This is a genomic window from Acinetobacter sp. 742879, assembly GCF_000588535.1.
GTDB classification, from domain to species: Bacteria; Pseudomonadota; Gammaproteobacteria; order Pseudomonadales; family Moraxellaceae; genus Acinetobacter; species Acinetobacter pittii.
The window spans coordinates 522,429-545,829 of the sequence record NZ_JFYC01000001.1 but is presented as its reverse complement, the minus strand read 5'-3'; the positions used below and the strand labels follow the sequence as shown (position 1 = coordinate 545,829).

Genomic DNA, 23,401 nt, shown 5'->3' with positions numbered 1-23,401 from the left:
ATGACGTTTAAATTATTTACAGTTTATATTTTTCATAAAGTTCAAAATAAAATTAAACATGAAATCTTAATATTATTCTAAAATATTTTTACACTGAGGAGTTAATAAATGGAAACTTTTATACAGCCTATAAGTTTTAAGGGTTTGTTTTTATTTACTCCTCTTGTATTTGCATTATCAGGTTGTACAGAAACTTTATATTCCAACACAACGTCGACCACAAAGATCTCTTCGGAAAGTAACGTTTATCCAGAGATCGACGCAGTATTAGGAGAAAAGTTACAGCCTAACGAAGAGTTGCTCGCTCAAAACATAGCTCAAGTCATTGAAAAGTCAATTCGGGAACAGTATACGGCTGGAAATGCTTTACGTGATGCACATCCTAAGGCGCATGGTTGTGTTCGTGCCGATTTTCATGTCTCAAAAAATATACCTGCCCAGTTTGCTAAAGGAATGTTTATTCCAGATCGAAGTTATCAAGCCTGGATTCGTTTTTCTAATGCTTCAAATGACGCCTCTAATGCCGACCTTAAAAAAGATGCACGTGGCATAGCAATAAAAATTTTAGGTGTGTCTGGACAGAAAATTTTAGAAAGTGAAAAGCAAGCAACCACTCAAGATTTTATTATGATTAATCATCCAGTCTTTTTTGCGAATGATGCTAAACGATATCTTTCTTTTATGAATGACGTGAATAGCCATAATATGGTCAGAAAACTTCACATTCCATTTGCGTTAGGTTTTAAGGGAACAATGAATGCTCTTGGAGCACGTAATTCACAAATTGCAAATCCATTATACGCACGTTATTGGTCTATGGTTCCCTATCAGTTAGGACTTGGCAATGATCGACAAGCAGTTAAATATTCAGTACGTGCTTGTTCAATGCAGCCAAACAATCTACCCAAGAATCCTAGTCATGATTTTTTAAGAGAAGCTTTAAAGAAAACTTTGCAAAGTACAGATGCTTGTATGGAATTTCTTATTCAACCACGAACTTCAAATCAAATGTTGGTAGAGGACTCAATGACAGAATGGGATGAAAAAGCAGCTCCTTTCTATCAAGTAGCAACTATTCATATTCCCAAGCAGAACTTTGACACACCCGAGCAAAATAAGTTTTGTGAGAATCTGTCTTTTACACCGTGGCATGCCCTACCTGAGCATAAACCATTAGGTGCAGTAAACCGAATGCGTAAAGTCATTTATGAAAACATCAGCAGAGTTCGACATGATATGAATTCAGCTCTTAGACAAGAACCTTAAATACTTTAGCCATTGTAGTTTGGTGTAAAAATTTTTCTAAAGATGAGCGTTTGCAATTGTTTCTTTTTAAGCAAGATTTTTGCTTGTATCGATAGTGATTCGATCAATAAAATCTGCCAACCATAAAATGAAGTCATCTTCGCTTTTATGCTTTGGAATCAAACTCATATCTAGCTTAATAGGGATTTCATTTTTTACACTAATAACAACACCTTCGAAGTTCACAAAGTTATATAAAAACTTTAGTTCAGTGCCTGCAATAGCTTTTTTTATTTCTACAATAAGATTATTTAAATTTCTAAAATGATTGTTTGAATAAGAACTTTTAATATTTTTATTAATTTTTTCTGCTAATAGTAAGTATTTTGGCATTTCTATCTCCTTATTAATTATTTGTAAAATATAAGTATAAGTTAAAAGCTATAAAAATAAGTTTTTAATTTTTATTAAATTGTTTCTGTATTTTTAATTTTTATTGATAAGTTATGTGTAATATAACTATTTTATTGTTTTAAAATGTGATTTATTTGGGATTTTATTCTGATTAAATTGGTAGGTATTCTTTAATCTCATTTAAGGGTAATTAATTAAATTTTATATTAAATAGGCTCAATATTTAAAATTTTGAGCCTATTTAATTTTTAATATTCACTTAAGACTAAAAGTAAAAATTTATATCTTAAGTTAATTTGGGGAAACTTTTGATTTTATGAATTTTCCCACATTTTCTGCATTCTTTAATTTCGTCATGAGTAATATCAAAGTCATATTCCCAGACATGAATACAAAAAACTTGTCTAAGGTTGTGGAGCATAGACACCTCCTTATAAAAAACCAACTCAGTAGTAGTTCTTTATGAATGCACTTTACTTATTTTGATGAGTTCTCCTCTTTAGCTTTATCCTCTTTGTGTTTACAGCAGTAACCGAAAACAGCCCCAGCACCAAAGAAAAACATAGCCTTGAACATACTTATCTCCAAACGATAATTAAGTAAATTTAAAATTAACATTGAAGGTTGTATCTGTTTTTAGGCCAATGAGAATGATTCTGTGCGTTATGCAAACTTTTGTGAAAAGTTATAACAATATATTTTTTATGAATAAGGTGGATAAAATTAAAAAACCGCCCCAGTAGGCGGTTGCTGAATTTACAGCGAGATATAGAAGTGTAGTGGACGATCACTTCTATATTTTTTATGTACTTATTTTTCTTGGCTTATAATTTTATTAAAGGCATCTGATTTGAAATAATTAATGATCATCTCTCCACCATCTTGTGTAGAGGATGATACTTTGGGTGGTTCCTCATAATTAAACTTATAGTCTGGAGGAATAAATTTTGAGATTGGTGGAAGCTTTGCCTCACCTCCTGTTGTAATTCTTTCAATAAAACCTGCAAGCCAGAGTATATATTCATCTTTATTTTTATAGTTAGGCATAAGGCTCATGTCTAACTTAATGGCACACTGCTCTAAGGGCTTAGTTAGGCATTCCTCAAAATCTATAAAATTGTATTTAAGTTTAAATTTGGTGCCTTTAATTTCATTACGAATTACACCAACTAATTGATTTAAGTTTTCTGCCGAGCTTTCTGAAAATAGATTTTTGTCCTCAATCTTTTTATATGCATTCTCAGCGATGATTAAATATTGTGGCATCTCTATTTTCTCCCTTTTATTATTAAGCTACTCACTCAGCTCTTTAAGGAAGTATGATAGATATCATGTTTTCTAATGTAATTGTTGTACTGCTAATTGTAATTAGTGTGTTTTTGTGAAACCTGCAAGCATAACCATCCGAAAAAAACTAAATTTAATGCAAACTAAGTCTCATTTTTTAAAATTCTTTACTCAAACAATATGTCTAGTTCATTTAAAGTTGGAAGTTCATCGTAAGATTCATCTGCATCTACTGTGTTTACCCAATGTGACTTTGAAACGATACAAAAATTAAGCTTTTTTAGCACAACAATATCTTGGTCTAACAGGCCTAATGGAATCCACATAAAATTAGTAGAGCCTACTAAGTTAGGTACTGGTGATCCACATTGACTGCAAAATGAAGATGTGAAGCCTGTTTCTTTTTTATAGGTACGGACAAGTTCTAAACCTGATAACCACTCAAATTTATCCTTATTTACTAATGTTGCTGCATTTGCCCCGGTTCCGGTTTGTTTACGGCAGAGACTACAGTGGCAATGATAGACCGTGTTTATTTTCTTAGTAACTGAAAATTTGACTTCATTGCATAGACAAGAACCCACGTGACTCATCTCAAGCATCCTTAAAAAATAATGTTGAATATAGCATTAGGTATAAAAGGGTTAAATTTAACTTTATATTTTTAAATAGATATATCTCTATAAAAATAAAGAATTGCTAGCGTTGAGGCTTGGCAGAATGTATTTATAACGTTTAATATGAATTTTGACATATAAATTGAATATAAAAATGCTGTGATGTGCTTATCTTGGATGCGACTTTAAAAGCTTACATGATTAATCAAATTTATCAGCAGTATAGTAGTATGGCATTAAATGCTTGGGGCTTTACACATACACCTTCGTATAACGGTACATACGACCCTGATGAGAATGATATAGTGACGAATAGCTTTAATTGGTTGAATGATGAGCAAGCTACAAAAAAAACAGAACAAGGACTGACTGCTTTTGTGGCATTAGATGATGCCTTTATCAGTATCGCTTCTCGTATGTATCTGATTAGAAATGCAAAAGAAAAAATCGATTTACAATATTATATTTGGACAAATGATTTTGTTGGAAACTTAATGCTGCACGAGTTACTAACGGCGGCAGATCGTGGTGTAAAAATCCGCTTACTTATTGATGATCAAAATGGAATAAAGCTGGATGGAGTTCTTAGAAGCCTTCTCCACCACCCCAATTTTGAAATTCGATTGTTTAATCCATATAAGTTTAGATATTTAAGAATTTTAGACTATATTTTTCGGTTCAAAAAAGTAAACCATCGCATGCATAATAAGTTAATTATTGCAGATGGCGTGATTGCGGTAACAGGCGGTCGAAATATTAGTAGTGAGTATTTTGATGCAAGTAGTAAATTTCAGTTTACAGATCTAGATATTTTATTTTATGGACATACCGTACAACATGCACAGTCTGTCTTTAATGATTTTTGGCAAAGTGATTTAAGTCAAAATGCTACTGAGCTGGTGGGAACATGTGCTGTTCACCATTTGCAAACGCTAAGGCAGCACTACCATGATTTAATTCATGAAAGTGAAAATCATACTCAAACCGAAGATAAGCTTTACGATGCTCAAAGCTATTTAAAAGAACTTTTAGAGCACTATCCAATCCAGTGGTCAAAAGCATATTTTGTTGCTGATTCACCTAAAAAAATCTTAGGACTGGCCGCTAAAGAAGAAATGCTTTATGGGCAAGTCCTAAAGATTATGGGTGAACCAAAGCAGCATATTGAATTAGCTTCTGCTTATTTTGTTCCTACCCAACAAGGCACTTATTATTTAAAACAACTCAAGGTACAAGGTGTTAAAGTCAGGGTTTTAACCAACTCATTTGCTGCAAATGACGTAGCAATTGTGCATGCCTTTTATAGTCAATATCGAGTTGAGATGCTCAAAAGTGGTGTAGAACTATTTGAGTTTAAGCCCTTTTTAGAACGCAGACGCAGAACTTGGTATGAAGTGGTGACTGGAAGTGTGATCCCTGCAAAAGGTAAAAATAAATCGAGCTTACATGCCAAGTTTTTTGATGTAGACGGTAAAGTATTTATTGGTTCGTTTAACTTTGATCCGCGTTCGACTTACTTAAATACTGAGGTCGGTCTGGTTATTGAATCGAGTCAATTACAAGCGCAAATTTCAGTCATGCTCGATCAGCACTTACCTCAAGTTGCTTACCAGCTTAAGTTAAATAGTGAAGGCAAAATTGTTTGGTTAGATTATCAGTCGGATGGAAAGATTATTGAATATGAAAAAGATCCAGATACGAGCCTTTTCCAACGTACCATGATTAAAGCTGTTTCATATTTACCAGTTGAATGGATGATGTAACAGCATTTCAAGTTTACTTATAAAATGCCTATCTCTTTAAAGAATTTTTGATAAGCCTCTGCTTTCTTCTCTAGCGCTAATGGATATGCTCTAGAAGAAGATGGTAGACGGTATAAATTAATATTTCGTCCAGCAAAGTAAGTCGAGGTAGACATTCCTATAAGCGGTTTATCGGTGTGCTCTGGTAAAACTGAAATTAAAGTATCAGTCGCTTTATCGCCTGTGGTCATAATAGTTTGACATAGAGGAATCTGTTGAAGCAAAACTGCAAGATCTGTTGGCGTTACGATTTCCAGAAATTTATCGGCAGCATTCCCCTTTAGCCGTTTAATTTGGTAAGCCGTGTCAAAGATTGCAATGCCTGTTTCAATCAAGAAGTTTCGAATACGTTCTTCATTAAAATTTTTTTGGCTTTCACTTAAAAAGTAAGTTTTGTCTTGGAAAAAGATTAAACCGAAAATACGCCACATATCATTTTGGAAATTCGGATAGTAAAAATCCATCTTCCATTTATTACGTGGCGGTGGAAAACTGCCTAACATTAATAAACGGGCATTTTCAGGTAAAAATGGCTCAAGTGGATGGGTTTCTATCTCAATTATCATAAAAAATCAGTATTTACTTAAAAATTTTATCAACAAATTAACCTATTTTTTAGTTAATCACGAGTCATGAAATGCAATTTCTCTTGATTAAAGCGTTAAAGGTTGTACAAAGGTGATCATTATTGAGGAATGCCTATTTTAAAAATGCTATGTGAATGTTGATTTAAATAATCGACTTGACCTTTATGGGCAATCACAAGGGCTTGTACAACCGAAAGACCTAATCCAGTGCCTCCTAACTCTTTATTTCTTGATTGTTCTAACCTGAAAAAAGGGTTAAATAAATCTTTAAGATGCTCAGCTGAAATGCCTGGTCCTTCATCTTCTATTTCAAGAATCCAGCTAGTTTGTTCTTGTCTCGTTGAAACAATTAACTTTCCCGGATTTGCATAACGTGTAGCGTTATCCAGTAAAGCAATTAAAATCTGTTCAATTCGCCGTTGATCACACTCAACTTTTGGCGCTTCAATATCGAAAATGACTTTAAGCTGAGCTTTTTCTAATTTTTCTTCAAACATGTGCACGACTTTATGAGCAGTTTCATTAAAACAAATCGTTTCGAGGTTAAGTCTAAGCTGTTGGTTTTCAAAAAGACTCAATGTACGTAAATCTTCGACTAGGTTTGAAAGACCTTCTACTTGATTCAGTAAGTTTTTAAATAAAATAGGGTCAGCTTCAAAAACACCATCAATAATTCCCTGCAACCTACCTTGCAAAATGGTGACTGGCGTTCTCAACTCATGTGCAATTGCGGCATTCCAGACATGAGCATTTTCAACTGAGGTCTCTAGTTTTTGAGCCATATCATTAAAATTATCCATAAGCTCACCAATTTCAGAAGAATGATGCATTGGTTTTTCAACTCGAGCGCTTAAATCCCCATGACTAATTTTCTTTGCTGCATCTGCTAATAGATTAATAGGCACAATAAAACGTTGAGCAAGCTTGATGCCTAAAATAATTGATAATGCTGTGCCAAACAAAAGCACGGCGAATAACCATATACCATCTAGATAGTGGAAAAACTCATCACTTTCTTTCAGCTTTTCGAGAGATATAAGCCCTACTTCAATTGCAACATAGTAGGTGCCATAACCTAAAATTAGCGAACTCAGCGTAACACTTAGGCTGGTAAAGCTCAGTGCAATAATCAGTTGCTTACTAATTCCCGTTTTATTTTTCATGTGGATGATCCAACCTGTAGCCTACACCACGAACATTAATGAGCATATTTCGTAAACCCAGATCTTCTATTTTCTTTCGTAGCTTACTGACATGACTATCGACCGTACGTTCTAATGCATCTCGATCTGGTAGACACTGATTCATGAGTTCTGAACGGGTAAAGACTTTATGAGGATGAGGCAACATCAGTAATAAAATTTTGTACTCAGTTAGAGTTAAATTGAGTGCTTGTTTTTGATCCCCCGAATGGATATAAGCAGTATGAATTTCGGCATTCACCTCAATATTTTTATAAATCAGATTTCGGTTAGGAGTTTGCTGGTTTTGTTGAGTACGTCTTAGTACTGCTTGTACACGTGCGACCACTTCATTTGGGTTAAAGGGTTTTACGACAAAGTCGTCTGCTCCAATTCTTAAAGCCATGACTTTATCAATTTCTTGATCTAAAGCCGTAAGCATAATGACTGGTGTTGCTGCTTTTTGCCGAATTTTATTCAGTACTTCCCACCCGCTCAGTTCCGGCATTTTTATATCGAGAATCACCAGATCAATAGGCTGCGCTGCGTGTATTTCAATTGCCTGCTTACCATTCATGGCCCGTACAACACGCATACCCTCACGCTTAAGATAATGTTCAATAATATCGCCAATATCATATTCATCTTCTACAACAAGAATAAGCTTATCCTGACAATTAAACGTAAAGGTTGACTCGAACATAGCAATAAAACGCGGGAAAAATTTGATTTATCATACTCGTATTTTTTGATAGATCTCCACACTTTTTCCACATATTCGTGATTTTGGTTACACACACATCAAAAATAATGCCAGCATCTAGAAGTCCATTAGGTGTTATAAAAGTGCAAAAGCATTTTTTAGTTCCATTCGTTTTATCTTTCGGTCTTGTATTACATGGCTGTGGCAATGAACAAGTAAGTGATCAAACACAAGTATCTACGGCTAAGGTTACCGTTATTTCAATTCAACCGCAGTCTATTAACTTTAGTGAAAATCTACCGGCGCGCGTTCAAGCTTTCAGAACTGCCGAAATTCGTCCTCAAGTTGGCGGTATTATCGAAAAAGTTTTATTCGCTCAGGGTAGTGAAGTTAAAGCTGGACAACCTCTATACAAAATAAACTCAGAAACATTTGAGGCTGATGTAAATAGTAATCGAGCGGGTTTAAATAAAGCTGAAGCAGAAGTAAACCGCTTAAAAATACAACTTGAGCGCTACCAGCAACTTTTACCAAGTAATGCGATTAGTAAGCAAGAAGTAAGTAATGTCGAAGCGCAATATCGACAAGCGATTGCAGATGTTGCTCAAATGAAAGCGTTATTGGCTCGTCAAAATCTTAATTTACAGTATGCGACAGTGCGAGCACCGATTTCCGGGCGTATTGGTAAATCATTCATAACCGAAGGCGCTTTGGTTAGTCAGGCTGATAGCAATACTATGGCGACCATACAACAAATTGACCGCGTTTATGTCGATGTAAAGCAGTCTATTGGAGAATATGAGCGCCTACAGGCGGCCCTTCAAAGTGGTGAGTTATCTGCCAACAATCAAAAAGCTGTACAGATTTTGAATAGTTTGGGACAGCCCTATAACGTTACAGCAAAAATGCTGTTTGAAGATATTAATGTGGACCCTGAAACTGGGGATGTCACCATCCGTATTGAAGTGACCAATACTGAAAGAAAATTACTGCCGGGTATGTATGTCCGCGTTAATATTGAGCGTGCTTCGGTTCCTCAGGCCTTACTCGTGCCAGAACAAGCTATTCAGCGCAATATGAATGGCGATCCTCAAGTTTATGTAGTGAATGCCAAAGGTGGCGCAGATGTTCGCTCAGTAGAGTTAGGGCAACAATATGAGCAGTTTTATCTCATCAATAGAGGGCTGAAAGCAGGCGAAAAAGTTGTCGTTGAAGGTATAGAGCGTATCCAGCCCAACCAAAAACTAGCAATTTCAGCATGGAAAGCGGCCTCAACAGAAAATACGGTGAAGCAAGGAGATGCTAAATGATGTCTCAATTCTTTATTCGCCGTCCTGTTTTTGCATGGGTAATTGCAATTTTTATTATTCTATTTGGTGTGCTGAGTATTCCAAAGCTACCCATTGCACGCTTTCCGAGTGTCGCTCCACCCGAAGTAAACATTACAGCAAGTTATCCTGGCGCTACTCCCAAAACGATTAATGATAGTGTGATTACCCTCATTGAACGGGAAATGTCAGGAGTAAAAAACTTACTCTACTATAGTGCTACAACGGATTCTTCAGGAACCGCTGAAATTACCGCGACATTTAAACCCGGTACCGATGTGGATATGGCACAAGTCGACGTACAAAACAAAATTAAAGCGGTTGAAGCACGCTTACCCCAAGTCGTCCGCCAACAAGGCTTAGCTGTAGAGGCATCTTCCTCAGGCTTTTTAATGCTTGTTGGTTTAAACTCACCTAACCATCGTTATTCAGAAGTCGATTTGAGTGATTATCTGGTTCGTAATGTGGTCGAAGAGCTTAAACGTGTTGAAGGTGTCGGAAAAATTCAGTCATTTGGTGCTGAAAAAGCGATGCGAATTTGGGTAGATCCAAATAAATTAGTTTCTTATGGTCTATCGATTAGTGATGTAAATAATGCGATTCGTAACAATAATATCGATATTGCACCAGGTAGACTTGGTGACCGTCCTCTAGTTAATGGTCAATTAATTACCATACCTTTATCCGCTCAAGGACAGCTTGAAAATGTAGAGCAGTTCAAAAATATTAGTCTAAAGAGCAATATTAGCGGCGCCAATATTAAGTTGTCGGATGTCGCCGATGTAGAAATGGGAGCTCAGTCATATAATTTTGCGATTTTAGAAAATGGTAAACCTGCAACAGCTGCAGCTATTCAGTTGAGCCCTGGTGCAAATGCAGTAAAAACAGCAGATGCGGTAAAACAGAAACTCGAAGAATTAAAAGTAAATTTACCTGAAGGCATGCAATTTAGCGTTCCTTACGATACTGCTCCTTTTGTTAAAATTTCGATAGAAAAGGTAGTTCATACATTAATTGAAGCCATGGTTTTGGTCTTCATTGTGATGTATCTATTTCTTCATAATGTTCGCTATACCTTAATTCCTGCGATTGTCGCTCCAATTGCCCTGCTTGGCACCTTTACCATCATGCTTTTAACCGGTTACTCAATTAATGTGTTAACTATGTTCGGTATGGTGCTTGCGATCGGGATTATTGTCGATGACGCGATTGTAGTCGTTGAGAATGTAGAACGAATTATGGCAACCGAAGGTCTATCTCCTAAAGAAGCGACTTCTAAAGCCATGACAGAGATTACCAGTCCGATTATTGGTATTACCTTGGTGTTGGCAGCCGTATTTTTACCAATGGCTTTAGCAAGTGGTTCGGTCGGTATTATTTACCGCCAATTTACCATTACGATGTCAGTCTCAATTTTATTCTCGGCATTTTTAGCTTTAACACTCACCCCTGCACTTTGTGCAACCTTATTAAAACCTGTTGATGCAAATCATCAAAAGAAAGGTTTTTATGCATGGTTTGATCGTAGCTTTGATAAAGTCACAAAAAAATATGAAGCGATTTTACTTAAAGTCGTTAAACATACTATTCCGACTTTAATTATTTTTGTGGTGATTACAGGTTTAACTTTTGCAGGTATGAAATATTGGCCAACTGCTTTTATGCCAGAGGAAGATCAAGGCTGGTTTTTAACGTCTTTCCAATTACCTTCAGATGCGACTGCTGAACGTACAACAAAAATTGTGAAAGATTTTGAAGGCCATTTAAATGAGCAGTCGGATGTTAAAAGCAATATTTCAATTATGGGTTGGGGATTTAGTGGCGCTGGCCAAAACGTTGCACTCGCTTTTACAACCTTAAAAGATTTTGGTGAGCGTGATAAATCTACTACTGACTATACCAACTTCATAAATGCAGAAATGGCAAACAGTAAAGAAGGTACAACTATGTCTGTACTTCCTCCGGCCATTGATGAATTGGGTACATCTTCAGGCTTTAGTTTACGTTTACAAGACAAAGCAAACTTAGGAATGCCTGCTTTAATTTCGGCGCAAGAAAAGCTTATGGAAATGGCGGCCCAAAACAAAAAATTTTACATGGTTTACCCAGAAGGTCTACCTCAAGGTGACAATATTAGCTTGAAGATCGACCGCGAAAAACTAAACACTCTAGGAGTAAGCTTTGCTTCTGTTTCAGATATTATTTCGACCTCAATGGGATCGATGTATATCAATGATTTTCCAAATCAAGGCAGAATGCAGCAAGTTATTGTTCAAGCCAATGCAAAATCACGAATGCATTTAAAAGATATCTTGAGTTTGAAGGTTGCAGGCGCAAACGGACAACTGGTGTCTTTATCTGAGGTCGTGATTCCTCAGTGGAATAAGTTGCCGCAGCAATATAATCGCTACAATGGCCGACCATCATTAAGTATCGCTGGCGTGCCTAACATAGGGGTATCTTCAGGTGATGCGATGCGAGAAATGGAAAAGCTGATTGCCAAACTTCCTCAAGGTATTGGTTATGAGTGGACAGGTATTTCACTGCAAGAAAAGCAATCTGAATCTCAAATGGTATTCCTTATTGCTTTATCAATGTTAGTCGTGTTTTTAGTTTTAGCTGCACTTTATGAAAGTTGGTCAATTCCGTTATCTGTCATGCTTGTTGTTCCTTTAGGCATCTTTGGTGCGGTAATGGCCATTATGTTAAGAGGAATGCCAAACGATATTTTCTTCAAAATTGGTCTTATCACTATTATTGGTTTATCTGCCAAAAATGCGATTTTAATTGTTGAGTTCGCAAAGATGCTCAAAGAAGAAGGCATGACTTTAATTGAAGCAGCCGTTGCAGCAGCAAAGTTACGCCTACGCCCAATTTTGATGACTTCCCTTGCCTTTACTTGTGGTGTTATCCCATTGGTCATTGCAACTGGAGCAAGTTCGGAAACTCAGCATGCATTAGGTACAGGAGTATTTGGAGGCATGATATCTGCCACCATCTTGGCCATCTTTTTTGTTCCCGTGTTCTTTATTTTTGTGTTGGGAGCCGCAGAGAAACTATTTTCCAAAAAGAAAATTAATTCTTAGTTAAATACATTGAGGCGAAACGTATCTATGTTTCGCCTCAATGACTTAGAAATATGAAAAATGTACTTACAGAAAAACGATTAAGAATTAAGGACTTTAAAGACTTTACCTGTTCTAGGATGAGCAAAGCTATTATCTGGATCTAAATTGATGACTTTATCCGAAATCACAATTTTAGAAAGTGGTAACCAGCTCTGTTCCAGTTCAACGTCTACAAAGTTTTTTTCATTGATATTTTCATAAATTTGTTCGACAACGATTTCCATACCACACATGCTTTTAGCATTCACTTCTTTTAAGATATGGCGTTTTGACATACTAGTCTCCATTTTTTTATTATCCGCATCGACAATAATAAAGATTGCACTGATACAATATGTAAATTTTAATAATGAAAGTGTTTTCTTTGTTCTAATCATATTTTTGTAATAATTAAATGAATAGTTGAGTGATTATTTAATTTAAATATTATTTTTAAGTTAATCTATTCAATGTAGATATTACTTATTAAAAAATTTACTTTTAATCAAAATTAAAGGGTTCATTAACTGAACCCTTTTTATTTAATTCTAAACTTGTACTGCGTTATCCAGCGAACCATCATCTTTATTTTTAGCAGTGTCTTTACTAATCAATGAGTCTGTATCACTATCTGTGGTAAAGCTTTTGCTATTTTTTTGCTTTTTCTTGTACATACACATCCCAATCGCGATACCTGTTCCCAATACTATAATTGACTTTAACATTTTGCACCTCTTCGATTAACGGAGTAACTTTTGAGAAATTAGCTTAAATTAATAGCATAAAATTTGTTATTTAACGGCTTTGATTTGCTCCGCTTTTGTAAGGTGTTTATTTTTTATGTTAATTGAAGAGAAAAATAATCCCGAAAAATAAATTTTGATACAAAGCAAAAAGCCTATTCTAAAAAAGAATAGGCTTTTCACTGTATTTCAGGATTAAGCAGTATTATGAATCGCTTTAGGCAATCTTATTATCTTTAAAAATACATTACAAATGTATTTAATGCTGAACTTTTAGTCAAGATGGGATTGAGGGTTTTTACCAATAATTAGCGATTATTGTGATGACTGTCACGTTTATATAATTAGGATAAGAAAAAACCCATTTCTACTTCTCATAAAGAAATGGGTGATGTGAAAACCACAAAAGACCTGAAATACCAAATGTTCTTACATTCAGTAAGGTTGAGTGTAGTGAATATACCGAATGGTTGACAATTAAACTATTTGTATTTTTTTTAGTCATTTCGGCCAATAAAAAAATAGTTATGATTCTGTAGATTAACTCTGTTTAGTCATTCATTATTGACCAAAAATTCTATAAAGCACCCTCACCCAATTATTAAGACATATATTTTCAATCAGTGTTTTAGAATAACCACGCTGTTGCATACGTTCAATTAAGCGATGTAGGCCTGTCACATCTTCAAGTTCAGTACCTATAAGTGCACCATCGAAGTCCGAACCAAAGCCCACATATTCTTCGCCCAAATGATCCATTAAATATTCTAAATGTTCCAAAATTACATCAATCGATGTATCTGCATTTCGTTGTCCATCCGACCGTAAAAAAGCGACATCGAAATTTACCCCCACCATCCCTTTACTTTCCCGTATTGCTTTAAGCTGTGGGTCAGTTAAGTTGCGAGCTTGAGGGCATAAAGCATGTGAATTAGAGTGTGTTGCTACAATTGGCTGCTGCAATATATCTACAGTATTCCAAAAAGCTTTCTCATTCATGTGTGAAACATCAATCACCATCTTTTTATCGGCACAGCGTTTTATAAAGTCTTTGCCATCGCTGGTAAGACCCGCTCCGGTGTCGGGTGAATGGGGAAACTTAGCATTTAAACCATGTCCAAAGCGGCTCGGTCTATTCCAGAGTGGACCAATACTACGCAGACCTCTTGCATAAAATACATCGAGTAAATCAGGATTTTGTTGTAGAGCTTCTGCACCTTCCATATGCAACACAATTGCTAGCTTTTGCTCTGCTAAGCAATCCTGAATATTTTGAACTGATGTACAAATTTTAATATTTTTAGAATGCTGAGCGAGTTGATGAGCTAAATCGAGTTGTTCCAAGCAAATCTGTTCAATTTGCTGTTGCGTAAAATCAGAAGCATTCTGATCAAATAATTTATTGGAATGATGCTGTTGCACATAGCTATATGGTGGTAAAAAAATCGCAAACATTCCACCAATAAAATCAGCTTCTTGACAGCGTTTTAAATCAAGATGGCCCACTAAACGCTCATGAATAAAAGCATGTACAGGATCTGGATGGTCACTTAGCCATAAACGTGTTAATGCGTCATTATGTCCATCAAAAACTGGAATATGGCAAGGCTTCATAAGTATTCCTGTTAATTGCTATATATCTGTAATCATGTGGACTGGAATATTTTGTGTGGCGCTTAAAGATTTAGAGTTTCTACTATTACGGAATACTAAATTTTGCAAAGGTACAGCCAATTGACTTTCTGCCCGCGCTTGTTCAATCATTTGATGATACGGCGATTTCCCACATACAGGATCAGCATTAGCCGCATCTCCAGTCAACATATAGGCCTGACAACGACATCCGCCAAAGTCACGATCTTTATCGGGACAGCTACGGCACCCTTCTGGCATCCATGCATCGCCACGGAAATGATTGAATCCGGTTGATTTGTACCAAATATCTGACAATTTATGTTCGAGGACGTTTGGAAACGAAATGGGCAGTTGTCGTGCTGCATGGCAAGGTAGCGCCATACCATCTGGAGCAACTGTAAAGAAGATTTTACCCCAGCCATTCATACAGGCTTTTGGTCGTTCTTCATAATAATCAGGCACTACAAAAATAAGTTTGCAAGGATGATTTTGCGCTTTTAATTTTTCTCGATATTCATTGGTAATCCGTTCTGCACGTGTCAGTTGCTCTTGTGTAGGTAATAAACCTTGGCGGTTTAAAAAAGCCCAACCATAAAACTGACAAATTGCTAGCTCGACTGTATCTGCATTCAGCTCAAGGCAAAGTTCAATAATTTGTTCAATCTGGTCAATGTTATGTCGATGAATAACAAAATTAAGTACCATTGGATAATCGTATTTCTTAACCAGTCGGCACATTTCATACTTTTGTTCGAAAGCATGCTTTGAACCTGCCAAGGCATCATTTACAACAGGATCACTCGCTTGGAAGCTCACTTGAATGTGGTCTAAACCCGCTTGTTTTAAATCAGCAATACGTTGTTCGGTAAGACCCATGCCTGAGGTAATTAAGTTGGTATAAAACCCTTGCTGATGAGCATGTGCAACGAGTTGTTCTAAATCTTGACGTACCAGTGGTTCACCGCCAGAGAAACCAAGTTGAACAGCACCCATTTGACGCGCCTGATCAAAAACGTCAAACCACTCTTGGGTGGTTAGTTCATTTTTATGCTGAGCGTAGTCTAATGGGTTTGAGCAATATGGGCATTGTAGCGGACAACGATAAGTTAACTCCGCTAATAACCATAAAGGCAGGCCAACACCTTCAGTCATACTAAATCAATCCAGTGTTGCTGCTTTGCAACCAGCATGTAATCCACGACATCTTGATCTATCTCAGCAATATCACCAAATTTTTGCTTTAACTGAGCAATAATTGCAGAAACATTTTGCTGCCCATCAATATATTGTCCAATTGCCCCTGCACTTTCATTTAATTTGATCATGCCTTCAGGATATAAAATCACAAAACCATTTTGAGCTGGCTCGAACTGAAAACGGTAACCTTGTCGCCATGTTGGTACAAGGTTTAAATCAAACTGCTCTTTATTCATTTAAATAGTCCTTTGTGCCAAACTCGTTTGCTTGTCACGCTGTGATATGGTGCTTCATTGTGAACATATGCCAAAGTTAAAGCATCTAAAATGCTCCATAAAATATCCAGCTTAAACTGCAATATTTCAAGCATTCGTTCTTGTTGCTCAAAAGTTGTAAATGAATCAAGCGTAATCGTTAAACCATGTTCAACATCACGGCGTGCCTGACTCAAACGAGAACGGAAATATTCATAGCCTTTATCATCAATCCATGGGTAGTGTTGTGGCCATGAATCAAGTCGTGACTGATGAATCTGTGGCGCAAAAATTTCGGTTAAAGAACTGCTTGCTGCTTCACGCCATGAAGCACGACGTGCAAAGTTCACATATGCATCTACTGCGAAACGTACACCCGGCAAAACTAATTCTTCCGAAATAACTTGTTCACGACTCAAGCCCACAGCTTCAGCTAACCGTAACCATGCTTCTCGGCCACCGCCATCTGGATATTCACCATCTTGATCGATCATGCGTTGAATCCATTCTTGACGGACTCGTTGATCAGGGCAATTTGCCATAATCGCCGCATCTTTAAGCGGAATATTAATTTGATAGTAATATCGGTTTGCAACCCAAGCCTGAATTTGTTGCTGGGTGGCTTTACCTTCATACATCATCACGTGAAATGGGTGATAAATATGATAATACTGGCCTTTATCGATAATGGCTTGTTTGAATTGTTCAGTCGTTAAAGCTTCAGGTGTTTGAGTCATGTTTCACCTTAGAGTTCAATCTGCATGCCATCATAGGCAACTTCTACACCATTTGCCTTAAGCTCAGCAAACTGGCTAGAGTTTTCATTTAAAATCGGATTTGTATTGTTAATATGAATCAGCACTTTTTTAGGTGTACTCAGCCGGTTTAAATAAGACAGTGAACCACCTTCGCCACTAATATATAAATGCCCCATTTCACGGCCAGTTTTAGTTCCAACCCCTGTTTGTTGCATTTCATCGTCTGTCCAAAGTGTACCATCAATCATGACGCAGTCTGAACTCTGCATAATCTGCATGATTTGATCGTCAATTTTTCCAAGACCCGGTGCATAGAATAACTGCTTTTGTGTTTTATGATCTTTGATAATTAAAGCAATATTGTCGCCGTCATGTGGGTCATTTCGATGCGGTGAATATGGTGGAGCTGCACTTTTAATAATTAAAGGTAAAAATTCTAAATTTTCGAAACCATCAATTTTAAAAGCTTGTTTAGGGTTAATCTCATGATATTGAAGACCACCATTCCAGTGTTTAAGCATATTAAATACTGGAAAACCGCTCGTTAAATCTTGATGGACCATTTCTGTACACCATACATTCATTGGACAACCTTCACGTAAGGTTAAAAGCCCAGTGGTATGGTCTAACTGACTATCCATTAAAATAACGCTTGTTATTCCTGTATCACGCAATTTACGCGCTGGTTGAGCTGCTTTAAATTCGAAGAGTTGCTGGCGGATATCAGGTGATGCGTTTAATAAAACCCAGTCTGTTCCATTTTCAGAAACCGAAATAGATGATTGAGTACGAGCTTTGGCTTGGATTGAACCTGTGCGTACACCATGACAGTTCGGGCAATTACAATTCCACTGCGGGAACCCGCCTCCGGCAGCTGAACCTAAAACATAAATATACATAAAATTAATATCTTATTAGAAAGAGATAAGCCCTAGAACAAGACTAGGGCTTATGACATATTTGATGAAACTGATTAACGTGCTTCAAAGTACATTGTAACTTCAAAACCAATGCGTAAATCAGTAAAAGCTGGTTTAGTCCATTGCATAAATTATCTCCGGTTCATATTAATCTTATGAAATGAATCACTTGATTAAGATTTATAAGGCAATTAAAAATTTATTCTAAATAAAAAAATTGGGTTTGTAGACCACCCCTAGCTAAGATATTGTTCGATAATTGTGTTTTTTGTCCAAATTTTAATATTTCGAACATATTTGCCTATTGGGTGTTTCATCAAACATTCATACTAAAAGCGTATTTTTTATCCGTCTTAATTGATCAAATGATAAAAAAATGAAAAATTTAACAATACTTTTTAAAGTAACAACACTTTCTCTGGCTGTAGCATTATTGGTGGGATGTAATGAAGATGATGATAATGACACAGCATCACCTGCCCAAAGAACCAATCAAACCGTAAATATTTTAGCTTTTAATGACTTTCATGGAAATCTTGAGCCACCTAAGCGTTATGTCGAGGCACCAAATCCAAATGATGCTGCTCAATCTGTTCGTATTCCTGTGGGAGGAGTGAGTTACTTCGCCGATGCGATTAAAAAACTTAAAGCAGAAAATCCAAATAATGCTGTGGTTTCGGCAGGTGATTTAATTAGCGCCTCTCCTCTCACCTCTTCTTTATTTTTAGATGAACCAACCATTGAAGTCATGAATGATATTCAGATTGACTTTAATGCTGTAGGTAACCATGAATTTGATCGGGGTACAGACGAATTACGCCGTTTAAAAAATGGTGGATGTCAGCAATATACCAGCACTGCACCTTGTCAAATTAATAAAAATTTTAGCGGTGCAAAATTTGATTTCCTTGCTGCTAACGTCGCAATGAAAAATGACACCAGTAAAACGATCTTCCCAGCCTATAAAGTCAAAACTTATGGCGGAATTCCAGTCGCATTTATTGGTTTAACTCTTAAAGCGACGCCAAGTATTGTTTCTGCGGCAGGTATTAAAGATGTTGAATTCCGTGATGAAGCAGATACAGTAAATGCCCTGATTCCTGAATTAAAAAAACAAGGAATTGAAGCTATTGTAGTCGTTGTCCATGAAGGTGCAGCGCCAAGTACGAAGCTCAATCAAAAAACATGTGATGGTTTAAGTGGTCCGATTTTAGGAATTTTGGATAAGCTTAATCCAGCAGTTGATATTGTTGTTTCAGGTCACACACATCAATCTTATATTTGTGACTATGCAACAAAAAATCCGGCTAAACCATTCTTACTTACTTCAGCTGGACAATATGGCACGCTTATTACTGACATCAAGATTGAATTAGATGGTAAAACTGGTGATGTAATTAAAAAAGATGCGAAACAGGTTCCTGTACAAAGTGAAGCATATACGTCTGGTACAACCACAGTAAGTCTTACAGATCTCTATCAAAAATTTAGTAAAACCCCAAGCATTGAAGCAATTTTAGATAAATACCGCCAAGCTGTGACCACCATTTCAAGTCGTGTGGTTGGTACATCTACTGCAGTTGTGAGCCGTACTCAAGTCGAAAGTGGTGAAAGTCCGCTAGGTATTATGATTGCAGATGCTCAGCAAGCGGCTGCCTTAAAAGCAAGTAATCAAGGCTCAGACTTTACGCTAATGAACCCAGGTGGTGTGCGTGCTGATCTATTTATTAATAGTAATAACCAGATTACCTTTGGCGATGTTTTTGCGGTTCAACCATTCGGTAACTCTATTGTGACGTTGAGCTTAACCGGTAAACAGATTAGAGATGTGCTTGAACAGCAATGGTCTGGTGCAAATGCAAATTCGCCTAGAATTTTACAACCGTCTAAGGAGTTGAGTTACCAATATGCGGCAAATACATCTGTTTCACCACGAGCAAGTAATATTATGATTGCAGGTTCGCCGTTGGTTGACACTAAAGTGTATCGCGTGACGGTAAATAGCTTCTTGGCAGATGGTGGTGACAACTTTACGGTATTAAAAGAAGGCCAAAACCGTGTCGGTGGTGGTCAAGATATTGATGCGCTTGAAAACTATGTTGCTGAAAATTCTAAAGATTCACCTTTAACTATTCCAGCTACGACTCGAATTAAAGTTATCAAGTAACTGATTTAATGACAATAAAGGACACTATGATGCTGTCCTTTATTTTTATGGCAGTTTAAAAGATTTTTATTCGGTATATAGATTGAGCTCAACACTACTGATATCGACTCCGGTATTTGCAAAAATAATATCAGTAACCTCATGAAGTAATTCTTTAACTTTGTCATGTTCAAAGTTCAAGGCTTCAGAGGTTTTGAGCGAAATGAGGTTACAACTCATCTTGTCTTTTCTAAGCTTATAAATACTTTTGCTTTTTCCTAGAAATACTCTTTTGATGAGTTTACGGTTTTCAAATTCTGACAAGATTCGATAAATCGTTCCTAGCGTTATTTTATGTTCATTTTTAATTTGCGCATAAATACTCACGGCACTTAAGCCTTGTGGATTTTGATTTAAAATTTCAAAAACCTGTATTCTCGATTTTTTTATGGGTAGTCCATTTAATAATGATTTTGAAGTTGCTGTCATGATTAATTAACCTTAATGTTGAAAAAATATAGAAATTTTTTAAAATTATTTTGTCTATACTTACTTGAAAATTATGGAAATGATTTGATGTATAAATCAGAGCTTATTACCCTATAAATAAGCTTTGATCTGATTATAAGTTTCTGAATAATTTAATATTATTCCTACCTCACTATCTACATGTACGCGCTTGGTGAATAAAAGCATTCTTGAGCTGAACCATATGGCGCCCCCTCTTCATTAAGTCATTTTCCGACCTTATTCTATATAATGATTAACATATGATAAATATTATCATTTATGTTTAGCGGTGTATCATATACATATAAGTTTTAATATTCAATATTAAGTAATTATCAAATACATAATGATAACCATTATATCTTACTGATTAAATGATGATGAGTTGCATCAATTCTCTATTATAAGGATTCATTTCCACCTATATAAAAAGCAGATCGATGATCTGCTTTTTATATTTTAAGTAGAATAAGTTAAATGACTATTATGCTAAAGATAGTGCATCTTGTTCTTGCATCCATGCATGAATCACTTGTTGTGTTGTCATGACTTGAGCACATCGTGTACTGGCATATTTTAATGCCATATCGTGCTCTTCTCTGCTAAAGTCAGCCAACGCATCACCACATAAAAATGGCTGTATGTTTAGCATAAATGCTTCCGCAGCACTCATTAAACAACCAATATGTGCATATACACCACAGATAATGAGTTGATCGCGACCAGAGTCCCGCATGAGTTGTTCGAGCGGAGAAAATTTAAAAACACTATATCTCCACTTGGTAAGAACCGTATCGTTTTTTTGAGGTGAAATTTTTGGCAAAATCTGCGTAAAGCTCGGCTCGTTCTTTAAACCAGGTCCCCAAAAATCAGTTAATAACTGTCGATGTTCAGGTGATTGATTACCCGGTTGTGCTGTATAAACAACGGGAATATTAGACTGATGAGCGGCATCAATTAATGCTTTGGTGTTTTTAATGAGTTCTGGAATAGGTTCCTGAGTTAAGTCATAGAAATCTAAAAAATATTGCTGCATATCATGAACCAATAAAACAGCTCGATTGGTATGCAATGGCCAATTTGTTTTGTTGGGAGTAAATTCATGGGCTTGGGGCATACTGTAACTTGCAATCTTTGGAATACTCATTAGTATTTTCCTTTTCTATCTTTCAAAATATTTTTAATTTCAGATGGTTGTAGTGCTGAAGTAGTCTTTAAACCCCAAGTGTGGCCCCTCCATCTACCACTATTTCTTGCATCGTAATTTGGGTGGCTTGGTCCGAAAGTAAAAAGCTCACGGTATTGGCAATATCATCTGGTTGGGCGAGTTTTCTTAAGGGAATACCTGTTCGGTACTGACTCAAATCACCATCAATTACTGCAGGTGGAGGTGTATTATCAGTCCAGAGTTGTTGCTGCATTTGAGTGAGAGTAGATCCAGGTGAAACAATATTTAGCCTGACTTGATAAGGTGCAATTTCAAGTGCCAGATTGCGACAAAAATGGCTCAGTGCAGCCTTAGTGGTGGCGTACATACCAAGTTGCATACGCGGCATGCGTGCACTATTTGAACTAATAGTGACAATGCTACCCCGCCTTTTTGCACAAAAATGTTTAGCAACTTGTTGGCTGATCGCGATAGGTGCCATGACATTGACCGCAAAAAGTGTTTCCCAATCTTCCGTTTTGGCTTCAAGCATGGAGCGCATAATTAATACTCCTGCTGCATTTACTAAACCCGTAATTTCGTATCTTTCTAAAAGCTCTGAAATTAAAGTTTGTGTTTCTTGTTGATGGGTAATGTCTTGTGAGATGCCTTGCCATTGTGAAGTTTGATCTGGCGTTATTGTTTTGCTGATATCCCATTGTTTAGGATTTTCTTGTCGGTCAATACCAATAACGTGATAGCCCTGATCTAGTAGTTGCTTGGCAATAGCCGCTCCTATTCCTCTTGCAGCACCTGTGACCACGATGGTAGAGCGCATGTGGATACTCCAATTTATATTATAAAGAAATCTATAAACATAATTGCAAATAATTATCATTCTTATCAATAGCAAATTAAGATAAAAGATTAATTTATGATCTTATACAAATGAGTTACAGCTTAGAATTATAAAATAAAATATTGTTTTATATGTATTTTATTAAATTAGAAGGTTGGAAATATTTTATTATTAATAATCATTTTCAATAAGGTGGCTTTTGATTTATTCGGCTAAAATCAGATTTATGGTTTATCAAACCTAGTAACTTTTTAGGGTTCAATCTCCCGCAGGCTCAGAATGAGTTCTCTATAACTCCGACTCTCGTAAGTTTGGAAATGCGTATAAAAAATGAAAAATTATAAAATCCACATAGTTTCGGTCAGTTGTTTAATCTCTTGAATATCATGACTTACATAAATCATCGGGATTTTTAGTTCCTCTTTTACCTTTTGAAAAAAAGGAATAATTTCAGCTTTATGGTTCGCATCTAATGCTGATAATGGCTCATCAAGCAGTAACAGCTTAGGCGAATATAATAATGCTCGACCTAGTGCCACGCGCTGCTTTTCCCCACCCGAGAGTTTGATAGGCATACGTTGTAATAAATGCCCTAACTTTAATAACTCAATAATGTAATCTGCTTCAAAGTGACGTTCTTGTTGGGAAAGATGCTTAAAACTAAACAATAAATTTTGCTTGACTGTTTTATGCGGAAAAAGCTGAGCATCTTGAAAAACCAATCCAACATGCCGCTTTTGCGTGCTGACATTAATTTTTTGATTTGAATCAAACCACGTTTGATCCTGTATTTTAATGAGCCCACTACGCGGAGTGTTCAGCCCTGCAATGGCATGTAAAATGGACGTTTTACCTGACCCAGAGGCACCAAATAAGCCAATAACAGAAGCATCTGACTGGAAACTAGGCTCAATATGAAATTGGCCCATGTGTAGCTCAAAACGGCAATCAATCAACATAA

23 protein-coding genes are annotated in these 23,401 nt (G+C 36.4%); 5 read left to right on the top strand and 18 right to left on the bottom strand.

Going from position 1 to position 23,401, the window contains the following annotated elements; translation table 11 throughout:
- The first annotated feature begins 108 nt into the window (after window positions 1-108).
- Window positions 109-1,266: a catalase family protein gene (locus tag J690_RS07370; protein ID WP_032035093.1), complete on the top strand. Its 1,158-nt coding sequence runs from the start codon at window positions 109-111 to the stop codon at window positions 1,264-1,266.
- Between the two features lie 66 nt (window positions 1,267-1,332).
- Here the strand turns inward: J690_RS07370 and J690_RS07365 are convergent, their stop codons facing one another.
- The 3 genes from J690_RS07365 to J690_RS0104040 all read right to left on the bottom strand — a co-directional run bounded on the left by J690_RS07365 (window position 1,333) and on the right by J690_RS0104040 (window position 3,548).
- Window positions 1,333-1,638 (bottom strand): hypothetical protein, encoded by a 306-nt coding sequence (locus J690_RS07365; protein WP_032003640.1) that lies wholly within the window; start codon window positions 1,636-1,638, stop codon window positions 1,333-1,335.
- 831 nt (window positions 1,639-2,469) lie between these two features.
- Window positions 2,470-2,925: a hypothetical protein gene (locus J690_RS07360; RefSeq protein ID WP_032035091.1), complete on the bottom strand. Its 456-nt coding sequence runs from the start codon at window positions 2,923-2,925 to the stop codon at window positions 2,470-2,472.
- A 188-nt stretch (window positions 2,926-3,113) separates the two neighbouring features.
- Complete coding sequence (locus J690_RS0104040; RefSeq protein WP_081405087.1) at window positions 3,114-3,548, bottom strand: GFA family protein; 435 nt, start codon at window positions 3,546-3,548, stop codon at window positions 3,114-3,116.
- A 188-nt stretch (window positions 3,549-3,736) separates the two neighbouring features.
- On the opposite strand from J690_RS0104040, the gene J690_RS07355 reads away from it, so the two are divergent.
- Window positions 3,737-5,326: a phospholipase D family protein gene (locus J690_RS07355; protein ID WP_081405086.1), complete on the top strand. Its 1,590-nt coding sequence runs from the start codon at window positions 3,737-3,739 to the stop codon at window positions 5,324-5,326.
- A 17-nt stretch (window positions 5,327-5,343) separates the two neighbouring features.
- Here J690_RS07355 and J690_RS07350 read toward each other — a convergent pair whose 3' ends face one another.
- The 3 genes from J690_RS07350 to adeR form a co-directional block, all read right to left on the bottom strand.
- Window positions 5,344-5,931 (bottom strand): uracil-DNA glycosylase family protein, encoded by a 588-nt coding sequence (locus tag J690_RS07350; protein ID WP_032035088.1) that lies wholly within the window; start codon window positions 5,929-5,931, stop codon window positions 5,344-5,346.
- 119 nt (window positions 5,932-6,050) lie between these two features.
- Complete coding sequence (gene adeS, locus J690_RS07345; RefSeq protein ID WP_032035086.1) at window positions 6,051-7,115, bottom strand: two-component sensor histidine kinase AdeS; 1,065 nt, start codon at window positions 7,113-7,115, stop codon at window positions 6,051-6,053.
- On the bottom strand, window positions 7,105-7,836 hold the full coding sequence (adeR, locus tag J690_RS07340) for an efflux system response regulator transcription factor AdeR (RefSeq protein ID WP_032035085.1): 732 nt from the start codon (window positions 7,834-7,836) through the stop codon (window positions 7,105-7,107). Before adeR ends, adeS begins: the two co-directional genes overlap by 11 nt.
- 143 nt (window positions 7,837-7,979) lie before the next feature.
- Between adeR and J690_RS07335 the strand changes: the two genes are divergently transcribed.
- Complete coding sequence (locus J690_RS07335; protein ID WP_032035083.1) at window positions 7,980-9,146, top strand: efflux RND transporter periplasmic adaptor subunit; 1,167 nt, start codon at window positions 7,980-7,982, stop codon at window positions 9,144-9,146.
- Window positions 9,143-12,250 carry an efflux RND transporter permease subunit gene (locus tag J690_RS07330; protein ID WP_032035082.1) on the top strand — a complete coding sequence of 1,036 codons (3,108 nt, stop codon included), beginning with the start codon at window positions 9,143-9,145 and terminating at the stop codon, window positions 12,248-12,250. The genes J690_RS07335 and J690_RS07330 overlap by 4 nt, the downstream gene beginning before the upstream one ends.
- An 80-nt stretch (window positions 12,251-12,330) precedes the next feature.
- Here J690_RS07330 and J690_RS07325 read toward each other — a convergent pair whose 3' ends face one another.
- The 8 genes from J690_RS07325 to pqqA all read right to left on the bottom strand — a co-directional run bounded on the left by J690_RS07325 (window position 12,331) and on the right by pqqA (window position 17,906).
- Entirely contained in the window at window positions 12,331-12,567 is a 237-nt protein-coding gene (locus tag J690_RS07325; protein ID WP_017481147.1) for a hypothetical protein, read from the bottom strand.
- A 252-nt stretch (window positions 12,568-12,819) separates the two neighbouring features.
- Complete coding sequence (locus tag J690_RS23675; RefSeq protein WP_002113575.1) at window positions 12,820-12,996, bottom strand: hypothetical protein; 177 nt, start codon at window positions 12,994-12,996, stop codon at window positions 12,820-12,822.
- Between the two features lie 579 nt (window positions 12,997-13,575).
- Complete coding sequence (locus J690_RS07315; protein ID WP_032035081.1) at window positions 13,576-14,628, bottom strand: dipeptidase; 1,053 nt, start codon at window positions 14,626-14,628, stop codon at window positions 13,576-13,578.
- A gap of 18 nt (window positions 14,629-14,646) precedes the next feature.
- On the bottom strand, window positions 14,647-15,801 hold the full coding sequence (gene pqqE / locus J690_RS07310; RefSeq protein ID WP_032035075.1) for a pyrroloquinoline quinone biosynthesis protein PqqE: 1,155 nt from the start codon (window positions 15,799-15,801) through the stop codon (window positions 14,647-14,649).
- Window positions 15,798-16,082, bottom strand: a complete 285-nt coding sequence (gene pqqD, locus J690_RS07305; RefSeq protein ID WP_004792407.1) for a pyrroloquinoline quinone biosynthesis peptide chaperone PqqD — start codon at window positions 16,080-16,082, stop codon at window positions 15,798-15,800. Before pqqD ends, pqqE begins: the two co-directional genes overlap by 4 nt.
- Window positions 16,079-16,837, bottom strand: a complete 759-nt coding sequence (gene pqqC / locus J690_RS07300) for a pyrroloquinoline-quinone synthase PqqC (protein WP_032035072.1) — start codon at window positions 16,835-16,837, stop codon at window positions 16,079-16,081. Before pqqC ends, pqqD begins: the two co-directional genes overlap by 4 nt.
- Before the next feature lie 8 nt (window positions 16,838-16,845).
- Window positions 16,846-17,757 carry a pyrroloquinoline quinone biosynthesis protein PqqB gene (gene pqqB, locus J690_RS07295; RefSeq protein WP_032035067.1) on the bottom strand — a complete coding sequence of 304 codons (912 nt, stop codon included), beginning with the start codon at window positions 17,755-17,757 and terminating at the stop codon, window positions 16,846-16,848.
- Window positions 17,758-17,831: 74 nt separating this feature from the next.
- Window positions 17,832-17,906: a pyrroloquinoline quinone precursor peptide PqqA gene (gene pqqA / locus J690_RS23670; RefSeq protein WP_001982218.1), complete on the bottom strand. Its 75-nt coding sequence runs from the start codon at window positions 17,904-17,906 to the stop codon at window positions 17,832-17,834.
- Between the two features lie 248 nt (window positions 17,907-18,154).
- Between pqqA and J690_RS07290 the strand changes: the two genes are divergently transcribed.
- Window positions 18,155-19,945: a bifunctional metallophosphatase/5'-nucleotidase gene (locus J690_RS07290; RefSeq protein WP_032035065.1), complete on the top strand. Its 1,791-nt coding sequence runs from the start codon at window positions 18,155-18,157 to the stop codon at window positions 19,943-19,945.
- Between the two features lie 66 nt (window positions 19,946-20,011).
- On the opposite strand, the gene J690_RS07285 is transcribed toward J690_RS07290, so the two are convergent.
- The 4 genes from J690_RS07285 to J690_RS07270 all read right to left on the bottom strand — a co-directional run bounded on the left by J690_RS07285 (window position 20,012) and on the right by J690_RS07270 (window position 23,399).
- Window positions 20,012-20,413: a transcriptional repressor gene (locus J690_RS07285; RefSeq protein WP_032035063.1), complete on the bottom strand. Its 402-nt coding sequence runs from the start codon at window positions 20,411-20,413 to the stop codon at window positions 20,012-20,014.
- 505 nt (window positions 20,414-20,918) lie between these two features.
- Window positions 20,919-21,581, bottom strand: a complete 663-nt coding sequence (locus tag J690_RS07280; protein ID WP_032035061.1) for an isochorismatase family protein — start codon at window positions 21,579-21,581, stop codon at window positions 20,919-20,921.
- A gap of 67 nt (window positions 21,582-21,648) precedes the next feature.
- On the bottom strand, window positions 21,649-22,419 hold the full coding sequence (locus J690_RS07275; protein WP_032035059.1) for an SDR family oxidoreductase: 771 nt from the start codon (window positions 22,417-22,419) through the stop codon (window positions 21,649-21,651).
- Between the two features lie 359 nt (window positions 22,420-22,778).
- Window positions 22,779-23,399 carry an ATP-binding cassette domain-containing protein gene (locus tag J690_RS07270; RefSeq protein WP_032006182.1) on the bottom strand — a complete coding sequence of 207 codons (621 nt, stop codon included), beginning with the start codon at window positions 23,397-23,399 and terminating at the stop codon, window positions 22,779-22,781.
- Between the last annotated feature and the right edge of the window lie 2 nt (window positions 23,400-23,401).